14 protein-coding genes are annotated in these 19,156 nt (G+C 56.7%); 5 read left to right on the top strand and 9 right to left on the bottom strand.

Annotated features, from left to right (window positions below):
• The first annotated feature begins 133 nt into the window (after nucleotides 1-133).
• The 3 genes from KW829_RS07715 to KW829_RS07725 all read left to right on the top strand — a co-directional run bounded on the left by KW829_RS07715 (nucleotide 134) and on the right by KW829_RS07725 (nucleotide 5,350).
• Nucleotides 134-2,845, top strand: coding sequence for a glycosyl hydrolase family 18 protein (locus tag KW829_RS07715; RefSeq protein ID WP_218307957.1), 2,712 nt, complete (start codon nucleotides 134-136; stop codon nucleotides 2,843-2,845).
• A gap of 137 nt (nucleotides 2,846-2,982) precedes the next feature.
• On the top strand, nucleotides 2,983-3,435 hold the full coding sequence (iagB, locus tag KW829_RS07720) for a type III secretion system invasion protein IagB (protein ID WP_029485019.1): 453 nt from the start codon (nucleotides 2,983-2,985) through the stop codon (nucleotides 3,433-3,435).
• 136 nt (nucleotides 3,436-3,571) lie between these two features.
• Entirely contained in the window at nucleotides 3,572-5,350 is a 1,779-nt protein-coding gene (locus KW829_RS07725; RefSeq protein WP_218307958.1) for a glycoside hydrolase family 19 protein, read from the top strand.
• Nucleotides 5,351-5,468: 118 nt separating this feature from the next.
• Here KW829_RS07725 and KW829_RS07730 read toward each other — a convergent pair whose 3' ends face one another.
• The 4 genes from KW829_RS07730 to poxB form a co-directional block, all read right to left on the bottom strand.
• Entirely contained in the window at nucleotides 5,469-6,482 is a 1,014-nt protein-coding gene (locus KW829_RS07730) for an NAD(P)-dependent oxidoreductase (protein WP_010429138.1), read from the bottom strand.
• A 92-nt stretch (nucleotides 6,483-6,574) separates the two neighbouring features.
• Complete coding sequence (locus KW829_RS07735; RefSeq protein WP_218307959.1) at nucleotides 6,575-8,011, bottom strand: SDR family oxidoreductase; 1,437 nt, start codon at nucleotides 8,009-8,011, stop codon at nucleotides 6,575-6,577.
• A 10-nt stretch (nucleotides 8,012-8,021) separates the two neighbouring features.
• A complete protein-coding gene (gene ltaE, locus KW829_RS07740; protein WP_218307960.1) occupies nucleotides 8,022-9,023 on the bottom strand; it encodes a low-specificity L-threonine aldolase in 1,002 nt (333 codons plus the stop codon).
• A gap of 154 nt (nucleotides 9,024-9,177) precedes the next feature.
• Complete coding sequence (gene poxB, locus KW829_RS07745) at nucleotides 9,178-10,896, bottom strand: ubiquinone-dependent pyruvate dehydrogenase (RefSeq protein ID WP_218307961.1); 1,719 nt, start codon at nucleotides 10,894-10,896, stop codon at nucleotides 9,178-9,180.
• A gap of 152 nt (nucleotides 10,897-11,048) precedes the next feature.
• Here poxB and KW829_RS07750 point away from each other — a divergent pair, with 152 nt between their 5' ends.
• Nucleotides 11,049-11,483 carry a DoxX family protein gene (locus KW829_RS07750; RefSeq protein WP_010429145.1) on the top strand — a complete coding sequence of 145 codons (435 nt, stop codon included), beginning with the start codon at nucleotides 11,049-11,051 and terminating at the stop codon, nucleotides 11,481-11,483.
• Between the two features lie 117 nt (nucleotides 11,484-11,600).
• Here the strand turns inward: KW829_RS07750 and hcr are convergent, their stop codons facing one another.
• From hcr to aqpZ, 4 genes are all read right to left on the bottom strand, one after another.
• Nucleotides 11,601-12,569, bottom strand: a complete 969-nt coding sequence (hcr, locus tag KW829_RS07755) for an NADH oxidoreductase (protein WP_218307962.1) — start codon at nucleotides 12,567-12,569, stop codon at nucleotides 11,601-11,603.
• Nucleotides 12,570-12,579: 10 nt separating this feature from the next.
• Nucleotides 12,580-14,232: a hydroxylamine reductase gene (gene hcp, locus KW829_RS07760; RefSeq protein ID WP_218307963.1), complete on the bottom strand. Its 1,653-nt coding sequence runs from the start codon at nucleotides 14,230-14,232 to the stop codon at nucleotides 12,580-12,582.
• Nucleotides 14,233-14,376: 144 nt separating this feature from the next.
• The gene (locus KW829_RS07765; RefSeq protein ID WP_010429149.1) at nucleotides 14,377-15,276 is read right to left on the bottom strand and encodes a lysine exporter LysO family protein; all 900 of its coding nucleotides are present in this window, start codon (nucleotides 15,274-15,276) and stop codon (nucleotides 14,377-14,379) included.
• A 182-nt stretch (nucleotides 15,277-15,458) separates the two neighbouring features.
• Nucleotides 15,459-16,154: an aquaporin Z gene (gene aqpZ, locus KW829_RS07770; protein WP_010429151.1), complete on the bottom strand. Its 696-nt coding sequence runs from the start codon at nucleotides 16,152-16,154 to the stop codon at nucleotides 15,459-15,461.
• A 374-nt stretch (nucleotides 16,155-16,528) separates the two neighbouring features.
• Between aqpZ and KW829_RS07775 the strand changes: the two genes are divergently transcribed.
• Nucleotides 16,529-18,187: an ATP-dependent endonuclease gene (locus KW829_RS07775; RefSeq protein WP_042717575.1), complete on the top strand. Its 1,659-nt coding sequence runs from the start codon at nucleotides 16,529-16,531 to the stop codon at nucleotides 18,185-18,187.
• Here KW829_RS07775 and KW829_RS07780 read toward each other — a convergent pair.
• The gene (locus tag KW829_RS07780) at nucleotides 18,184-19,140 is read right to left on the bottom strand and encodes a VirK/YbjX family protein (protein WP_218307964.1); all 957 of its coding nucleotides are present in this window, start codon (nucleotides 19,138-19,140) and stop codon (nucleotides 18,184-18,186) included. The two genes, KW829_RS07775 and KW829_RS07780, sit on opposite strands and share 4 nt — an antisense overlap.
• Between the last annotated feature and the right edge of the window lie 16 nt (nucleotides 19,141-19,156).

Genomic DNA, 19,156 nt, shown 5'->3' on the forward strand with positions numbered 1-19,156 from the left:
TAGCGTACTACATGTTTTGCACAGTTAAGTATTATCCGCAGTTTTATTGAACTGACTTATTCACGACTCGCCCATGTTATATGGAATACATGGTTATTTTAATTTTCACAAATAATGTTATCAGGAATTAATAATGAAATTTATGAAGCCTAAATATCTGGCCCTTTTTGTTGCGGCTGTCTCCGGCTCCGCATTCGCCGCAGCGCCAGGTACGCCTTCAATCAGCAGTGGTAATGATAAGTTTGCCCTCGTTGAAATCGACCAGGCCGCACAGGATTACGGTACGCTCGTCAAAGTGCACAACGATGGCGTGGACGTGAAAGTGGAGTGGAACGTCTGGAGCGGCGATGCGCCGACCACCGGTAAAGTGCTGTTCGACGGTCAGACCGTATGGTCTGGTGCAGCTGGCGCATCCGGATCCGCGACCTTCAAAGTGAAAAAAGGTGGCCGCTATCAGGAGCAGGTTGAACTCTGTAACGCCAGCGGATGCTCCAAAAGCGCAAGCAAGCTGGTTATCGTAGCGGATACCGACGGTAGCCACCTGCTGCCGCTGAATGTTCCTCTGCAGGAGAATAACAAAACCTTCGCGAAGCACACCGATAAAGTGGTGGGCGCGTACTTCCCTGAGTGGGGCGTGTACGGTCGTGAATTCCCGGTTGATAAAATCCCGGCCTCTAACCTGAACCATATTCTGTATGGCTTCATTCCAATCTGTGGCGGCGACGGTATTAACGACGGTCTGAAAACCGTTGAAAACGGCAACAGCTTTGCCGCGCTGCAGCGCGCCTGTGCGGGCCGCCAGGACTTCACCGTGGCCATCCACGACCCGTGGGCTGCACTGCAGAAGCCACAGTCTGGCGTGACTAACTGGGACGACCCGTACAAAGGTAACTTCGGCCAACTGATGGCGCTGAAAAAAGCCCATCCAGACCTGAAAGTGCTGCCATCCATCGGCGGCTGGACCATGTCCGATCCGTTCTACAAAATGAACGATACCGCGATCCGCGCGCGCTTTGTTGCCTCTGTTAAAGACTTCCTGAAAACCTGGAAATTCTTCGACGGCGTGGATATCGACTGGGAATTCCCGGGCGGCGGCGGCGTGAACGAAACGCTGGGTAACCCTCAGCAGGATAAAGCCACTTACACCGCAGTGATGCACGATCTGCGTACCATGCTGAACGAGCTGTCAGCAGAAACCGGTCGCACCTATGAGCTGACCACCGCGATTGGTTCCGGTAAAGATAAGATTGAAGACGTTGATTACAACACCGTTCAACAGTACCTCGACCATATCTTCCTGATGAGCTACGACTTCTACGGCGCGTGGAGTAACACCGAGCTGGGTCACCAGGCGGCACTGCATGCCCCGGCATGGCGTCCGGATACTAACTACACCACCTCTAACGGCGTTGACGCGCTGCTGGAGCAGGGCGTGCAGCCAGGCAAAATCGTGGTGGGTGCAGGCATGTACGGCCGCGGCTGGACGGGTGTACATGGCTATACCGGCGACAACCCGTTCACCGGTACCGCAACGGGCGCGGTGAAAGGCACCTGGGAACCGGGCGTGGTTGACTATCGTCAGATTGTGAACGAGTACAAAGGCAAGCCAGGCTGGGAATACGGTTATGACGCGGATGCGGAAGCGCCGTACGTCTTTAACAAATCCACCGGTGACCTGATCTCCTATGAAGATGCCCGTTCAACGACCGCGAAAGGTAAATACGTTCTGGCGAAAAACCTGGGTGGTCTGTTCTCCTGGTCTATCGACTCCGATAACGGCGACATCCTGAACGCGATGAACGAAAGCCTGATGGGCAGCTCAACGCCAGAGCCGGTAGTGACCAACCATGCGCCAGTGGCGGCTGCCGCGGATCAGTCCGTGACCGGTCCGGCAAGCGTTACCCTGGATGGTTCTGCGTCTACCGATCCTGATGGCGATGCAATCACCTACAAATGGACCCAGATCTCTGGTCCATCCGTCACGCTGACCAACAGCACCAAAGCGAAAGCGTCTTTCTCCGTTGGCGCGGTCACCAGCAATCAGACGCTGGCATTCCGTCTGACCGTAACCGATGCGAAAGGGCTGAGCAGCACGGCTGACGTGCAGGTTCTGAACAAAGCACCTAAGGCAAACCAGGCACCAGTGGCTAACCAGATGCAGGCGGTGACCCTGGAAGCAGGCCAGTCTTATAACCTGAACGTGCAGGCTGCGGATCCAGACGGGGATGCACTGACCTATACCTGGAGCATTCCATCCGATATGCACGCCACGGGTACCAATACCTCAAGCGTACAGATCACTGCACCAGACGTTGCTACTGATTCAACTTATACTCTGAGCGTCATGGTGAGCGACGGTAAAGCCAGCGTACAGTCTAACGTTGAAGTGACCGTAACGCCGAAAGCGACCCCGGTTTTGCCTGATGAAGACACCACTCCGGCTGACGAAGGGACTACCCCATCTGACGAAGGAACTACGCCATCAGATGAAGGCACCACCCCATCTGCAACCGGCAGCTGCGACAACCCGGTTGATGCCAATGCCAGCAAATATGCTGCGTGGGAATCCAGCAAAGTCTACAACAATGGCGATATGGTAAGCGCTGATAATCTGGTATGGAAAGCGAAGTACTGGACTCAGGGCAACAAACCAGGCTTTGGTGCAGATGCATGGGAACTGGTCAGCCAGGTGAAAATGAACTGGCGTGCTGACACCGTCTACAACGGCGGCGACAAGACGACCTACCAGGGCTTCGAGTACCGCGCGAAATGGTGGACTCAGGGCGACAAACCAGGTAACAGCGATGTATGGGTGAAAGAAGGCGCGTCTGCGGACTGCAAATAATCTTCTGAACCTTAAATTGTGGGTGTGATATCCGCCTACAATCACAGACCACACCCCGCTTCGGGTGTGGTCTGTAACCAAAAATATTTAACAGGACGTATTTGAGGAGAAATAAAACGTACCACCGCAGGTGAATAATGAAGCGTTTACTGTTGCTGTTATTGATATTAAGCCAAAGCGCATTGGCGAATTGCTGGGATAAAGCGGCGCATTATTATCATGTTGACCCTTATTTACTTTATGCCATTGCGAATGTGGAGTCAGGAATGAATCCCTACGCCGTCGGGACAAATCATGACGGGACGCATGACGTAGGATTAATGCAAATAAACAGCTCGCACTTTTCGGAGCTTGAACGACGCGGTATCAGCGAACGTAGACTGATGACTGAACCTTGTACCTCCATTATGGTGGGCGCATCGATTCTGTCAGGCATGATTAAAGTCTACGGATATAACTGGGAAGCCGTTGGCGCCTATAACGCCGGGATTAAAAAAGAAAATTATCCAAAGCGTATGGTGTATGCCCATAAAGTCTGGGCGAAGTATCAGCAATTAAAATCTGTTGCACGCGAAAGAAACGACTGGTGAGTTTTTTCTTTTTTGAAGCGTACCGTTAAGTATGCTTCAGAAAATGAAAAACAGCTGTCTGGAGTTTATTTATTAATGGATTAATAAATAAGCTGGGATTTTATTTTAAACCATCGAATTAACAGGAATAACCGAAATGAATAAAAGGACATTACTGAGCGTGTTGATTGCGGGTGCGTGCATTGCACCTGTAATGGCTCAGGCCACCATGTTGAAGGCAGAGAGCAGCGAGCCTTACACCATGAAAGCCAGCGATCTGGCGAAAAAGGAAAAAGAGCTGACTGATTTCCCCCTGATGCAGTCCGTGAAGGATACCATCCGCACGCTGGACAACGCTTCAGTTGAGCAGATTGAGCCAGGCCGCGCGTCCAACCCGGTTAACGTTAAACGCGTTGAAGGGATCCTGAAAGAGAGCGACTGGGAATACCTGTTCCCGCTGCGTGCGAAGGACTACAGCTACAGCAACTTCCTGAAAGCGGTGGGTAAATTCCCGGCGCTGTGCGACACCTACAAAGACGGCCGCGACAGCGATGCCATCTGCCGTAAAGAGCTGGCAACCATGTTTGCCCACTTTGCGCAGGAAACCGGCGGTCACGAAAGCTGGCGCCCGGAAGCCGAATGGCGTCAGGCGCTGGTCTACGTGCGCGAAATGGGCTGGAGCGAAGGCCAGAAGGGCGGCTATAACGGCGAATGTAATACCGACGTCTGGCAGGGTCAGACCTGGCCGTGCGGTAAAGACAAAGACGGCGATTTCCTGAGCTATTTCGGCCGCGGCGCGAAGCAGCTGTCCTACAACTATAACTACGGCCCGTTCTCCGAAGCGATGTACGGCGACGTTAAAGTTCTGCTGGAAAAACCAGAGCTGGTGGCGGACACCTGGCTGAACCTGGCGAGTGCGATCTTCTTCTTCGCCTATCCACAGCCGCCAAAACCAAGCATGCTGCAGGTTATCGACGGCACCTGGCAGCCGAACGATCACGACAAGGCCAACGGCCTGGTCCCTGGCTTCGGCGTAACCACCCAGATCATCAACGGCGGCGTCGAGTGCGGTGGCCCGACTGAAATTGCGCAGTCTCAGAACCGCATCAAGTACTACAAAGAGTTTGCTAACTACCTGAAAGTGCCTGTACCGGCTGACGAAGTGCTTGGCTGTGCGAACATGAAGCAGTTCGACGAAGGCGGCGCGGGCGCACTGAAGATCTACTGGGAGCAGGACTGGGGATGGAGCGCGGATACGCCTGATGGCAAAACCTACTCTTGCCAGCTGGTGGGCTACCAGACGCCATTCAGCGCGTTTAAAGACGGCGACTACACCAAGTGTGTTCAGAAGTTCTATAACGTGAACATCGTGAATGACGACGGTTCAGCGACCAAGCCGGATGAGACTCCAGTTACGCCGACGCCAGATGAAACCCCGGCAGCGGTAAACCATGCGCCAGTGGCGCAGATTGCGGGTCCAATCGGTGCCGTTGAAGCGGGTGCGCAGGTTTCCCTGAGCGCTGAAGGTTCTACCGACGAAGACGGTAACAAACTGACCTACACCTGGCGTTCCCAGGATGGTCAGACTGTCACCGGCGATGACAAAGCGGTGGTGACCTTTACTGCGCCAGAAGCGGCGACAGCGCAGCAGTACGAAGTGAGCCTGACCGTCAGCGATGGTGAGCTGAGCAACAGCACCACCTACCTGCTGAACGTAAAAGCCAAAGCAGCCACCCCGTCTCAGGATGAGGGTACTTCCGGCGATTACGCAGCATGGAGCGCGAACAGCAAGTACAAGGCAGGCGATATCGTGAACAACCACGGTAAACTGTTCCAGTGCAAACCGTTCCCGTACAGCGGCTGGTGTAACAACGCCCCGGCATACTATGAACCAGGCGCAGGTCTGGCATGGTCTGAAGCCTGGACAGCATTATAAACAGCAAACGGCAACCGAAAGGTTGCCGTTTTCGTGTTTGCACCCTCTCCCCGTGGGAGAGGGCCGGGGAGAGGGCATCAGACCGCAGAGTTCTGTTTTTTGCCGGGTGGCGCTGCGCTTACCTGTGCAATTTCCCATGATCTCGCAGCCACGCCGCCGTGCGCACAATCCCGTCATCCAGCGTCACAATCGGCTTATACCCCAGCTCATTCTCCGCGCGTGAAATATCCAGCGTGAAATCAAAATTAAGCTTTGATACCCCATAGTGCGTCAGTGCAGGCTCTTTGGCGGATTTACTGCCAAAACGCTCCATGCTGCGGGCGATCATATCCAGCATCGGATAAGGCACCGAACGGATACGGCAGTCGATCTGCAGTTCGTCGATCAGGCGCTGCACAATGCTGCGAAGCGTGCAGGGCTCGCCGTTAGTGATGTTGTAGGCGCGACCGGAGATCAGCTTATCGCAGTCCGGCTGGCTCGCCAGCCACATGGCGTGAACGGCATTTTCGTAATAGGTCATATCCACCAGCGCATCGCCGCCGCGCGGCAGCAGCACGCTGCCGTAGTGGTGCATCATCTGCGCCAGACGGGGGATAAATACTTTGTCGTGCGGCCCGAACAGGCTCTGCGGACGCAGTACCGTAAAGCGGGTATGCGGATTCGACTGCGCCAGCAGGTCAATCACCTCTTCGCTGGCCGCCTTGCTGCGGGCAAACTCACAGGCAAAACGGGCCGGACGGAAATCTTCCTGTACATCACGATGGTGGTGATAGTCGAAATAGAGTGACGGAGACGAGATATGAATAAAGTTACGCACGCCCCAGGCGACGGCCCATTCGCCCAGACGGCGGGTTGCCCGCACGTTGGCGAGATCAAAGGCTTCCTGGGTACCCCACGGGGAGGTGAAACTGGAGCAGTGCCACAGCGTATCGATACCGGCGAGCATCACTTTTGCCTGAGAGGAGACCAGCTCCGTCAGGTCGGCATGGACGAACTCTGCGCCCATTTTTTGCAGCAGTTTTCCCATCGCTTCGTTGCGACCGGTAGCCCTGACGCTGATGCCCTTGTTGCGCAGAAATTCGACCGCATTTCGGCCTAAGCCGCTGGTCGCCCCGGTAACCAGTACCTTCATATCAATCCACTGTGTTGAAAAGAATTTCGTGCGCATTCTTTCGTGAATTACGGCGTGTTGCAATGGGAAAGGTGAAAGAATAAGAGTTTTATTTACTTATTCTCCGCCTTTTGTTCTGCCAGCTGTGCGATACGTTTTGCCATGCCCCGAAAGATAAACAGGTGCGCAGGGATCATGAACAACCAGTAGAAGAGCCCCGGCATTCCGTGCGGATGCCACCAGGCGCGGACGTCCAGTTCCCGGTGTTCGCCTTTGTCCTTCAGCGTAAAGCAGAGTCGGCCCAGCCCTGGCGCTTTCATGCCAAACAGCAGCGCCAGCTGTTTTTCCGGTTCGACGATGATCACCTTCCAGCTGTCGACCGTATCGCCCACGTTCAGATACGGAGCGGCAGGGCGACCTTTTGCCAGCCTGTGCCCCACCAGTAGATCCATTGCCCCGCGCGTTTGCCAGAGAATATTGCCGAAAAAGTAGCGCTCTTTGCCGCCGATCTGGTTCACGGTCTCCCACAACGCCGCCAGGCTGGCCGAGGTTTTCACCGTGCAGCCCGCCTGTTTCGGGTAGTAGCCATACTCGGGCCGCCAGCGGGCGAAGGCCTGCGCGTCGTAGCCCCAGTCGCTGGAGTTCACCAGTTGCTCTTCCTCTTTCAGCGTATTGCGCACGGCATCGTCAAAGCGGATCAAATCCTGGGGAATGAGCGCCCGCAGCTCGCGATCGTCCGCCAGCAGATCGTGTTTTAGCCCCTGGATCAGCGCTTTTGCTGTGGTTGGCGGCACCGACGTAATGACGTTCAAAAACCACACCGAAATCCAGCGGGTTGGAAAGGGGATGGGTATCAGCCAGCGTCGGCGGCCGCTGACGCGCATAAAGTGCTCGAACTGCGCCTGATAGCTCAATACTTCAGGACCAGCGGCTTCCAGCACGCGGTGTTGCTCCGCCGGGTGATCCAGCAGGGCCACCAGATAATGCAGGAGATTCTCCAGCGCAATCGGCGTGGTGCGCGAACGGACCCAGCGCGGCGGCGTGAGTACCGGCAGGTTGTAGACCATATCGCGCATCACTTCGAAGGCGGCGGAGCCCGCACCGACGATAATCCCGGCCCGCAGTTCGGTGACGGGAATGCTCGCGCCGCGCAGGGTGTCCGCCGTCAGCTGGCGGGCGCGCAGGTGGTCGGACTGCTCGCTTTCGGGAGCCTGGAGAGAGCTTAAAAAAATCACCTGTTTCACCGGCGTTTGCAGCAGAGCATCGCGGACGTTCATCGCCACCTGACGCTCGTGGGCAATAAAGTCGCCGCCTTCGCCCATGCTGTGGACCAGATAGTAAAGCGTGTCGACCCCGTCCAGCAGCGCGGGAAGTTCCTTCGGCCAGTTGAGATCAACGCTGTGGCAGGTGACGCCGGGCAAGCTGAGCTTTTGCAGGCGCTCCGTGTTACGTGCCGCAGCCAGCACCTGGTGTCCCTGCTGGCTTAGCGCCGCGGTGAGATGCTGACCGATATACCCGCTGGCGCCGAGCACCAGAATGCGTTGCGGCACGTGATGCTCCTTATCGCTGTAAAAACGCCTGCCAGTGTTTCACCACGTCCGCCAGCTGTTCGCGGCTCACGTCAAGGTGCATGACCAGGCGCACGACAGATGAGGCGTTGATAAGCACGCCACGTGATTTCATAAATTCGCCCAGTGCGGCGGCGTGCTCATCTCCGACGCGCACGAACAGCATGTTGGTGTCGTGACGCATCACGTCGGCACCCATCTCGCGCAGCTGCGACGCCATCCACGCGGCGTTGTCGTGATCGTCTTTCAGACGCGTGACGTTATTCTTCAGGGCGTACAGACCCGCCGCCGCCAGAATGCCGGCCTGACGCATGCCGCCGCCGGTCATCTTACGCCAGCGGTTAGCGCGCTTGATGTAGTCTGCGTTACCAACCAGCAGAGAGCCCACCGGCGTGCCCAGACCTTTAGACAGGCAAATGGTGAACGAGTCGCAGTATTGCGTAATCTCTTTCAGCTCGCAGCCGTACGCGACCACGGCGTTAAAGATACGCGCGCCGTCCACGTGCAGCCCGAGCTTGCGCTCGCGGGTAAACTCCCAGGCCGCTTTCAGGTATTCGCGCGGCAGCACTTTGCCGTTGTGGGTGTTTTCGAGGCTGAGCAGCCTGGTGCGGGCGAAGTGAATATCGTCGGCTTTGATTTTCGCGGCGACCTTATCGAGCGGCAAAGAACCGTCCGGCGCGGCGTCAATCGGCTGCGGCTGAATGCTGCCGAGCACCGCCGCGCCGCCTGCTTCATACAGGTAGTTATGTGCACCCTGGCCGACAATGTACTCTTCACCGCGCTCGCAGTGGCTGAGCAGCGCGACCAGGTTAGCCTGCGTGCCGGTGGGCAGGAACAGGGCCGCTTCCTTGCCGCTCAGTTCAGCCGCGTAGCGCTGCAGCTCGTTGACCGTCGGGTCATCGCCGTAGACGTCGTCCCCGACCGGGGCGGCCATCATCTCTTCGAGCATGGCGCGACTCGGGCGGGTAACGGTATCACTACGTAAATCAATCATGTCATATCCTTATACGCTTCACCCTTCACGCCGCCTCGGCGTTGGCTTCGTCCTCAAACCCCAGTCACATAGTTATCTATGCTCCTGGGGATTTTCGGGCTTGCCGCCTTGATGCGACATGAATGGTTTTGCGTATGGCTTTAAAAGGATATTTTTACCTGAGCCAGTTGGTTTTTGCCAGTTCGATCACCTCGTCACCGCGCCCGCTGATGATGGCGCGCAGCATATACAGGCTAAAGCCTTTGGCCTGCTCAAGCTTGATCTGCGGCGGGATCGCCAGCTCTTCTTTGGCGACGACGACATCCACCAGCACCGGACCGTCGATGGAGAAGGCGCGCTGCAGGGCTTCATCCACCTCAGAGGCTTTCTCCACGCGAATACCGGTAATGCCGCAGGCCTCGGCGATGCGCGCGAAGTTAGTGTCGTGCAGCTCTGTGCCGTCCGTCAGGTAACCACCGGCCTTCATCTCCATCGCCACAAAGCCCAGCACGCTGTTGTTGAAGACCACGATTTTCAGCGGCAGCTTCATCTGCACCACCGACAGGAAATCCCCCATCAGCATGCTGAACCCGCCGTCGCCGCACATTGCCACCACCTGACGCTCTGGCGCTGTCGCTTTTGCGCCCAGCGCCTGCGGCATGGCGTTGGCCATCGAGCCGTGGTTGAACGAGCCGAGCAGGCGGCGTTTGCCGTTCATCTTGAGATAGCGGGCCGCCCAGACGGTTGGCGTGCCCACGTCGCAGGTAAAGATGGCGTCATCGTCAGCGAAATGGCTGATCTGCTGCGCCAGATACTGCGGGTGAATGGCTTTGTCGCTCGGTTTGGCGAGGTCGTCGAGCCCCTTACGGGCATCGCGATAGTCGCTCAGGGCTTTATCAAGGAACGTGCGGTCCGTTTTTTCTTCCAGCAGCGGCAGCAGGGCGGTCAGCGTGGATTTGATATCGCCCACCAGCGCCATATCGACCTTGCTGTGCGCGCCGATGCTGGCCGGGTTGATATCAATCTGAATGATTTTCGCATCCGCCGGGTAGAACGGGCGGTACGGGAACTGGGTACCGAGCAGGACCAGCGTGTCGGCGTTCATCATGGTGTGGAAACCGGACGAAAAACCGATCAGCCCTGTCATGCCCACGTCGTAAGGGTTGTCGTACTCGACGTGCTCTTTGCCGCGCAGGGCGTGGACAATCGGCGCTTTCAGCCTCCCGGCAAATTCGAGCAGCTCTTTATGCGCGCCCGCGCAGCCGCTGCCGCACATCAGGGCGATGTTGCTGGAGTAACGCAGCAGCTGGGCCAGCTTTTTCAGCTCCTCTTCAGCAGGCGTTACCACGGGCTGCGGGGCGTGATACCAGTGGGTGCTGGCCCCTTCTGGCGCAGCCTTGAGCGCTACATCGCCCGGGATGACGACCACCGATACGCCGCGGTTCAGCACGGCTTTACGCATGGCAATCGCCAGCACCTGCGGGATCTGCTCCGGGGATGAAACCAGCTCGCAATAGTGGCTGCATTCACGGAACAGCTCCTGCGGATGCGTTTCCTGAAAATAGCCGCTGCCGATTTCGGAAGAGGGGATATGGGCGGCAATCGCCAGCACCGGCACGTGGTTACGGTGGCAGTCGAACAGGCCGTTAATCAGATGCAGGTTGCCCGGCCCGCAGGATCCGGCGCAAACGGCCAGCTCGCCCGTAAGCTGCGCTTCAGCACCTGCGGCGAAGGCAGCAACCTCTTCATGGCGGGTGGGCATCCATTCGATGGTCTTCATCTTGTTGAGGCTGTCGCTGAGTCCGTTCAGGGAATCGCCGGTCACGCCCCAGATACGTTTCACGCCAGCCTGTTCGAGCGTTTTTGCTATATATGCAGCCACGGTTTGTTTCATGGTTGTCCGTCTCCTTTTTGTGATATCGCTTACAAGCTTAGAAGAAAGTCACTGTATTGCCTGCTCATTACCCCTTAATTAAAGGTGGTTTTCCTGTGCAATTATTCGGCATAATCTGGCTGTACATTGGGTGAAAACAGGAATCATTTCAAATGGTTAAATCATTGTTAATTGCTGTTAATGAAAAGCTGTCATGCGACGATCTTGGCAAACTCTTGTTACGACTTGCCGTTGGCGGGCTGATGCTGTTTCACGGGTTGCATAAGCTTTTTGGTGGCGTGGGGTTCATCAGCGGCATGCTGGTGGAAAAGGGGTTGCCGGGGTTTATCGCCTACGGCGTGTTGATTGGCGAAGTGGTGGCACCGATCCTGATTATTGTTGGGCTCTTCACGCGTCCGGCCGCGCTGGTGCTGGCGTTTACGATGATCGTGGCGTGGCTGATGGTGGGCACGGGCAAAACCTTAGCGCTGGATGCCGTAGGGGCCTGGGCTATTGAAAGTCTGGTGTACTTCTTTATCGGTTCGCTGGCGGTCGCGTTTTTAGGGGCGGGGCGGTACGCGGTGGGGAAAGCGCCCGCGTGGCGGTAGGGCAAAAAAAAAGCCCGGTGGCGCTAGCGCTTACCGGGCCTACGAAGAGCCAACATGTATAAAGTAGACCGGGTAAACGCAGTGCCACCCGGCAAATAATGGGGGCACTGCGCCAGATTATGCCAGCACCAGGTCCCCCTGCGGATGACATGAGCACGCCAGCACGTAACCCTCGGCAATTTCGGCGTCGGACAGCGTCATGGTGCTGGTGACGGTGTAGTCACCGGAGACCACTTTCGTCTTACAGCAACCGCAGACGCCTGCACGGCAGGCTGCCACCACCGGCACCTTGTTGCTTTCCAGCGCCTCCAGCAGCGTGGTGCCCACGCGGCCAAAGAAAGTTTGAGCCGGTTGCAGCTTGGTAAACTGGATCCCACTGGTTGCCGCTTCCGCCACCGGGGTGAAGAACTGCTCTTTGAAGAAGCGGGTCACGCCAAGCGCTTTCACCTCTTTCTCGACGATATCCATGTACGGCGCCGGGCCGCAGGTCATTACGGTGCGGTTCGCCATATCCGGCACGCTTTGCAGCAGCTCGCGGCTCAGGCGACCGGGCACAAAACCGTGGGTCGCGTTGTGCTCAGCCACCAGCGTCACCGGATAATCACGCCACTCCGCGGCAAAAATGACATCTTCCGGTGAACGCACGCTGAAGATCACCTGCACGTCAGCCTGCGGGCGATTTTTCGCCAGCCAGCGGCGCATCGACATGATTGGCGTTACGCCACAGCCCGCCGCCAGCAGCAGGAATTTATCGTCTGCTTTGTCGTCACAGGTGAAATCCCCCTGCGCGTCGGACAGCCAGATATAATCCCCGCGCTTCACGTCACGAGTCAGCCACTGGGAGCCTGCGCCGTCGTCAATGCGGCGGACGGTGAGCGTAATGTACTCGCTCACGCCCGGCGTTGAGGAGATCGTGTAGGCGCGCAGGGTGTCCGCCGAGTTGCGAACGCTAACCAGCGCATACTGGCCTGCACGGTAGGGATAGTAGTCATGGCACAGCAGCGACAGCGTCCACACATCCGGCGTCTCCTGATGGATGTGATGAACCTGCATCCGCCACGGACATTGTGAGGTTGGCATGGTCATGAGTTACTCCTTACGCGCTCAGCAGCTGCTTCATGTCATCTTCAACGTTGGTCACGGAACGCAGACCGAATTTCTCGTTCAGCACCGCCAGCAGGTCCGGCGTCAGGAAGCCTGGCGCGGTCGGGCCGGTCACGATGTTGGTTACGCCGAGAGAAAGCAGGGTCAGCAGGATGACAATCGCTTTCTGCTCGAACCATGAAAGCACCAGCGACAACGGCAGGTCGTTCACGCCGCAGCCCAGTTTCTCCGCCAGAGTGACCGCCAGAATGATGGCCGAGTAAGCATCGTTACACTGGCCCGCATCGATCAGGCGCGGCAGGCCTTCGATGTCGCCGAAGTCCAGCTTGTTGAAACGGTACTTGCCGCACGCCAGCGTCAGGATCAGGCAGTCTTCCGGCACGCGGGTGGCGAAATCGGTAAAGTAGTTACGCTCGCCGCGGGCGCCGTCGCAGCCGCCGACAAGGAAGATGTGGCGAAGCTTTTCACGGCTGACGAGATCGATCAGCGAATCAGCGGCGCCCAGCAGGGTTTCACGACCGAAGCCGACGGTGATCAGGTGCGGGATCTCGCTGTACGGGAAGCCCGCCATCTGCTGCGCCTGGGCGATAACGGGACCGAAATCGTCGCCTTCGAGGTGGCTCACGCCCGGCCAGCCGACGATGCTGCGCGTCCAGATGCGGTCGTCATACGCGCCCACGGTAGGGTCGATGATGCAGTTAGAGGTCATCACGATAGGGCCCGGGAAGCGGGCGAACTCCACCTGCTGGTTCTGCCAGCCGCTGCCGTAATTACCGATCAGATGCTTAAACTTGCGCAGCTCCGGGTAGCCGTGCGCGGGCAGCATTTCACCGTGGGTGTAGACGTTAACGCCGGTGCCTTCGGTCTGTTTCAGCAGGTTGTAGAGATCTTTCAGGTCGTGACCGGAAATCAGGATGCACTTGCCTTCGGTCGCCTTGACGTTGACCTGGGTTGGCGTTGGGTGGCCGTAGGTGCTGGTTTCACCGGCATCCAGAATGCTCATTACCTTGAAGTTCATCTGGCCGATTTCCATTGAGCACGCCAGCAGCGCGTTCATATCGGCAGGCCAGGTGCCCAGCCACGCCATGATTTTGTGGTATTGGGCGTAGATGTCGTTATCGTACTGGCCGAGCACGTGCGCGTGTTCCATATAGGCCGCAGCGCCCTTCAGGCCGTACAGGCACAGCAGACGCAGGCCGAGAATGTTCTCGCCAATCGCCGCTTTGTCTTTATTCGGGGTGAATTCTGCCGCCTGACGCTGCAGGTCGCCCAGATCGTCGCTCACCAGCTGCAGTTCGGACATCGGGTTTTCCACGCGGGCGCTGGCATCGGCCTTCAGACACTGCGCTTTCAGCGCTTCACGCAGGGCAATCGCTTCGCGGGCATAACCGACAATGCGCGGAGAATCGAAGTTAACGTTGGTCAGTGTGGAGAAAAATGCGCGAGGGGCGAAGTTGTCGACATAGTGGTCGACAATGCCGTATTCACGGGCTTTAAAGGCCCAGGCGGAAAGGCCTTGCAGGGCTGCAATCAGCAGATCCTGCAGGTCGGATGTTTCTGCGGTTTTGCCGCACATACCCTGTGCCCAGGAGCAGCCATTGCCTGCCGGGGTACGGATGGTTTGTTCACATTGCACACAAAACATAATCACACCTGTTAAAGTTATATTTGATATACATGTTTAAGGTTATGCCTGTGCCAGAACGGTGAAAAGGGCTTTCTGCTACAAAATAGAGGGAGATTGATTTAGCGCAATTTTGGCGGCAGGTTCGCTACCGCCAAAGAAGTATTAGGCCGAGAAGAAGGCCATCAGAACGGGAACCAGCAGGCTTAAAATAAAGCCGTGCACGATGGCGGCAGGGACCAGCTCCAGCCCCCCTGAGCGTTGTAAAACCGGCAGGGTAAAGTCCATCGAGGTCGCGCCACACAGCCCCAACGCGGTAGAGCGGCTGCGGCGTACCAGACCCGGGATCAGCATGATGGCAATCAATTCGCGCGCAAGGTCATTGAAGAAAGCTGCGCTGCCAATGACCGGACCGAACGATTCGGTCAGAAGAATACCGGAGAGGGAGTACCAGCCAAAACCCGACGCCATCGCCAGGCCGGTTTTCAGCGGCAGGTCGAGAATAACGGCATTAATCACGCCTGCGACCATTGAACTGGCGACGACGACAATGGCGACTATCATTCCCCGGCGGTTGAGGACAATCTGTTTCAGCGTCATGCCATTATTTCGCAGCTGAATACCAATCAGGAACAGCAGGAAGATCAGGGTATATTCGCTGGCCTCCGTGGCGTGCTGTAAAAATGACCATCCGGTAAGGCCAAGAAGGAAACCGAGCACCACGACGCCGCAGAGTTTTAATGATTCCAGCGCCATCGCAATACGGGAAGGGAGTTTTTCCTGCTGATGGTTATTTTTCCAGGGAATAGTGCGTTCCAGCCAGAACAGTGCGGCAATATTGCACAGCAAAATAACCACCACGGTGACGACGGAATAATGGAGGATGGAGAGTAAATTCGCTGACAGGTTATCCAGGAAGGCCAGGCTTATCCCCATAAAGAAAAGAATGACGTAAACAATCCAGCTGAGAAAACGGTTGATGAGCCGTAATGCGGATTCTCTGTGCAGCGGAATAAGGTAGCCCACAATCAGGGGCAGCAGAATAATGAGGAGTCCTGAAAACATGAACAGCCGGTCCTTTTGAGTATCTGTTAAGCGCCAGAGACACTACCCAATAAAGGCTGTCAGGTAAAGGAGCAATAAAAAAGCCGGGTGGCGGCTACGCCCTACCCGGCTTGTATATTTGGGGTGGTGCGGCCTGATGCCCTCACCCCAGCCCTCTCCCCGTGGGAGAGGGGGGAAAACCATTAATCGCGTTTTTCCAGCAGGGTGCGGTACAGCACGCCACCCAGAATACCCCCGATAATTGGCATCACCCAGAACAGCCACAGCTGCTCAAGCGCCCAACCGCCCTGGAAGATAGCAACCGCGGTGCTGCGCGCCGGGTTAACGGAGGTGTTGGTCACCGGGATTGAGATCAGGTGAATCAGCGTCAGCGCCAGACCAATGGCGATTGGCGCGAAGCCTGCAGGTGCGTATTTGTCCGTTGCGCCGTGAATAACCAGCAGGAAGCCTGCGGTCAGTACGATTTCAATCACGATGGCAGACAGCATTGAGTAGCCGCCCGGTGAGTGTTCACCGAAACCGTTAGAGGCGAAACCGCTGGCTGCGGCGTCAAAGCCTGCTTTGCCGCTGGCAATCACGTACAGGACTGCGGCTGCAATAATACCGCCGATGACCTGGGCAATAATATAGCCTAATACGTCTTTCACCGGGAAACGACCGCCCGCCCATAAACCCAGCGTCACAGCAGGGTTAAAATGACCGCCGGAAATATGCCCTACCGCGAATGCCATGGTTAAGACCGTTAAGCCGAATGCCAGTGCGACACCGACAAAACCAATTCCTAATTCCGGAAATGCCGCTGCCAGCACTGCACTACCGCAGCCGCCAAACACCAGCCAGAATGTACCAAAACATTCTGCCGCTAATTTTCTGAACATAACCACCTCAATAATAAATTTCCGCACACTATCCTGCGCACGGGTTATATCGCCATAAAGGGATGACGACTCAAAGAGCCTTTATTTTAGAAAGCAACAACACCCCTTCGCCACTTAAATAAATTCGGTTAATTTGATTTAAGGCAATGTGATGTCAATCCTTGTTCAAACTGGAGGTAAATAGAGCATAGTCCAATTTTCAAACGGGAGTATCTTGTTCTGGAAGCACCTTTTCAAATGAAACTTGATGGGTAAATTCTGAATTTTTCGTGCTTCATCGGAATAACGGAGGTGTCTGGCAGTGTCCAGTCGGCGCCGCTGCCGCTATACTGCTGATAACTTGAAGGAAAAAGTGGTTATTACGCGGGGGATTTATGCTTCTCGAACGTGTGGAAATTGTCGGGTTTCGCGGTATTAACCGCCTGTCGCTCCAGTTGGAGCAGAATAACGTCCTGATCGGTGAAAACGCCTGGGGTAAATCCAGCCTGCTGGATGCGCTGACCCTGCTGCTTTCCCCTGAAGATGACTTGTACCACTTCGTTCATGATGACTTCTGGTTTCCGCCGGGGGATGTCGCGGGGCGCGAGAAGCATCTGCATATCATCCTGACGTTCCGGGAGTCCGAGCCGGGGCGGCATCGCGTGCGTCGTTTCCGCCCGATGTCGCCATGCTGGGTGCCATGCGATGATGACTATCACCGTATTTTCTACCGTCTTGAAGGTGAAATGGCGGAAAATGACGGGGTGTTAACCCTGCGTGAGTTTCTTGATGAAAAAGGCAACCCCATCCCGCTGGAGAATATTGACGACCTGGCGCGCCACCTGATTCGTCTGTCGCCGGTGCTGCGCCTGCGCGATGCACGCTTTATGCGCCGGATCCGCAACGGTTCCGTACCCAATATGCCGGAGGTGGAAGTCACCGCCCGCGAGCTGGATTTCCTGGCGCGTGAGCTGGTCTCTCGCCCGCAGAACCTCACCGACGGTCAAATCCGCCAGGGGCTTTCGGCCATGGTGCAGCTGCTTGAGCACTATTTTTCCGAGCAGGGGACGTCACAGTCACGCCATCGCCTGATGCGTCGCCGTTCGCACGATGAACAACGCAGCTGGCGTTATCTTGATATCATTAACCGGATGATAGACCGGCCCGGTGGACGTACCCATCGGGTGATCCTGCTGGGGTTATTCTCGACGCTTTTGCAGGCGAAAGGCACCGTCCGGTTAGACCGGGACGCCCGCCCGCTGCTGCTGGTGGAAGACCCCGAGACGCGCCTGCATCCGATCATGCTCTCCGTTGCGTGGCATCTGTTGAACCTGCTGCCGCTGCAGCGCGTGACCACCACCAACTCCGGCGAGTTGCTCTCGCTAACCCCCGTGGAATACGTCTGCCGCCTGGTGCGTGAATCCTCACGCGTATCCGCATACCGGCTGGGGCCGGGCGGCCTGAATGCGGAAGACGGTCGCCGCATTGCATTTCATATTCGCTTTAATCGTGCTTCATCGCTGTTTGCCCGCTGCTGGCTGTTGGTTGAGGGTGAAACCGAGACCTGGGTTATCAACGAACTGGCACGTCAGTGCGGTCACCACTTCGATGCGGAAGGTATTAAGGTCATAGAGTTTGCCCAGTCGGGGTTAAAACCGCTGATCAAGTTTGCCCGCAGGATGGGGATTGAATGGCATGTTCTGGTCGATGGCGATGAAGCAGGTAAAAAGTATGCCGCAACCGTGCGCGGTTTGCTGAATAACGATCGCGAAGAAGAGCGTGACCATCTGACTATGCTGCCCGCGATGGACATGGAACACTTTATGTATCGACAGGGATTTGACGATGTTTTTCACCGCGTGGCGATGATCCCGGTGGATGTGCCGATGAACATGCGGCGGGTGATCGCCAAAGCGATTCATCGTTCGTCGAAGCCGGACCTGGCCATCGAAGTGGCGACGGAGGCGGGAAGGCGAGGCGTGGAGTCCGTGCCCACGCTGCTGCGTAAAATGTTCTCCCGCGTGCTTTGGCTGGCACGCGGGAGAGCGGATTAACGTTGGGTCGCCTGCGTCATTTGTTGGATCAGGCTATCCAGCAGTTCGTAGCGGCGGCGGTATTCAGCACGTTTCTTACTCGCGATCTCTTCCATCGGTTTGCGCGGCATGGTTAACGGCAGCGCGAAATGGCCGCTCTCCTGGCGTTCGCCACCCAGGGAGCGCCAGAAACTGTCATAATCCGCCAGCAGTTTCCCCTCTTTTTTCTTGCGGTAACGCCAGCTACGGTAAATGTGAGTAGCGTTGCTCACGGCGAGGATCTGTTCAACCGGGAACGCGGTGCCCAGCGTCATCACCGCTTCAACCAGCAGACGTTTCGGGAACAGGCCGTGGCACGCTTTGGTTGCGCCCTGAATCAACTCATGCGGAACGTGCGCTTTTGCGCCCTGTAACCCGCCGATGAACAGCGTGGATTTTCCCTCAAACGGGCACAGCGTAAAGGTCATTTCGGCCAGCACGGTGTTCTGATGGTTGCAGAAGGTAAGGGTCGCTTCACCCTCTTTATCCATAAAGGCATCGGCACACAGGCGAATCGTGAATTGCTGCTCGTCCTTTCCGGTTAGCGTCAGCAGCGTCATTCCCTGACTTGAAAGATAGCCCTTGAGCAGCGCGGCGGGGAGGTGTTGGCTCATCGTCTGATAGTGCCCGTTTAGCGCCTCCAGCGCGTTCCGGCGGTTCATACTGACCGTCAGCCACGGACGATGCAGTCGGCACGGCAACCCTGGCTGGACCTGCAAGATTTGCATCAGACGCGGTTGCTTTGCCAGGCTTGCCAGCAGGCGAGCGGTGCTGAAAGGGGAAGCCAGGGAACGTAACATAAATTTGCGTCGATATGAGGGGTTCTGCCACGCCAGCCCGGGCGTGATGGCACCGGTTGCCAGACTTTTAAAAAGCGCCCAGCCGGACGCAGGCTGCGGCAGATTGGGATAAGGTGTATCGACTATGGAAGACATGTTAGATCCTGCTTCT

Source organism: Enterobacter sp. ENT02, from assembly GCF_019219165.1.
GTDB lineage: Bacteria > Pseudomonadota > Gammaproteobacteria > Enterobacterales > Enterobacteriaceae > Enterobacter > Enterobacter mori.

Coding starts and splice junctions, on each gene's coding strand:
- hcp (WP_218307963.1), bottom strand. CDS start 14,232: ATGTTTTGTGTGCAATGTGAACAAACCATCCGTACCCCGGCAGGCAAT.
- ltaE (WP_218307960.1), bottom strand. CDS start 9,023: ATGATTGATTTACGTAGTGATACCGTTACCCGCCCGAGTCGCGCCATG.
- KW829_RS07715 (WP_218307957.1), top strand. CDS start 134: ATGAAATTTATGAAGCCTAAATATCTGGCCCTTTTTGTTGCGGCTGTC.
- hcr (WP_218307962.1), bottom strand. CDS start 12,569: ATGACCATGCCAACCTCACAATGTCCGTGGCGGATGCAGGTTCATCAC.
- KW829_RS07765 (WP_010429149.1), bottom strand. CDS start 15,276: ATGTTTTCAGGACTCCTCATTATTCTGCTGCCCCTGATTGTGGGCTAC.
- KW829_RS07775 (WP_042717575.1), top strand. CDS start 16,529: ATGCTTCTCGAACGTGTGGAAATTGTCGGGTTTCGCGGTATTAACCGC.
- iagB (WP_029485019.1), top strand. CDS start 2,983: ATGAAGCGTTTACTGTTGCTGTTATTGATATTAAGCCAAAGCGCATTG.
- KW829_RS07780 (WP_218307964.1), bottom strand. CDS start 19,140: ATGTCTTCCATAGTCGATACACCTTATCCCAATCTGCCGCAGCCTGCG.
- poxB (WP_218307961.1), bottom strand. CDS start 10,896: ATGAAACAAACCGTGGCTGCATATATAGCAAAAACGCTCGAACAGGCT.
- aqpZ (WP_010429151.1), bottom strand. CDS start 16,154: ATGTTCAGAAAATTAGCGGCAGAATGTTTTGGTACATTCTGGCTGGTG.
- KW829_RS07730 (WP_010429138.1), bottom strand. CDS start 6,482: ATGAAGGTACTGGTTACCGGGGCGACCAGCGGCTTAGGCCGAAATGCG.
- KW829_RS07725 (WP_218307958.1), top strand. CDS start 3,572: ATGAATAAAAGGACATTACTGAGCGTGTTGATTGCGGGTGCGTGCATT.
- KW829_RS07750 (WP_010429145.1), top strand. CDS start 11,049: ATGGTTAAATCATTGTTAATTGCTGTTAATGAAAAGCTGTCATGCGAC.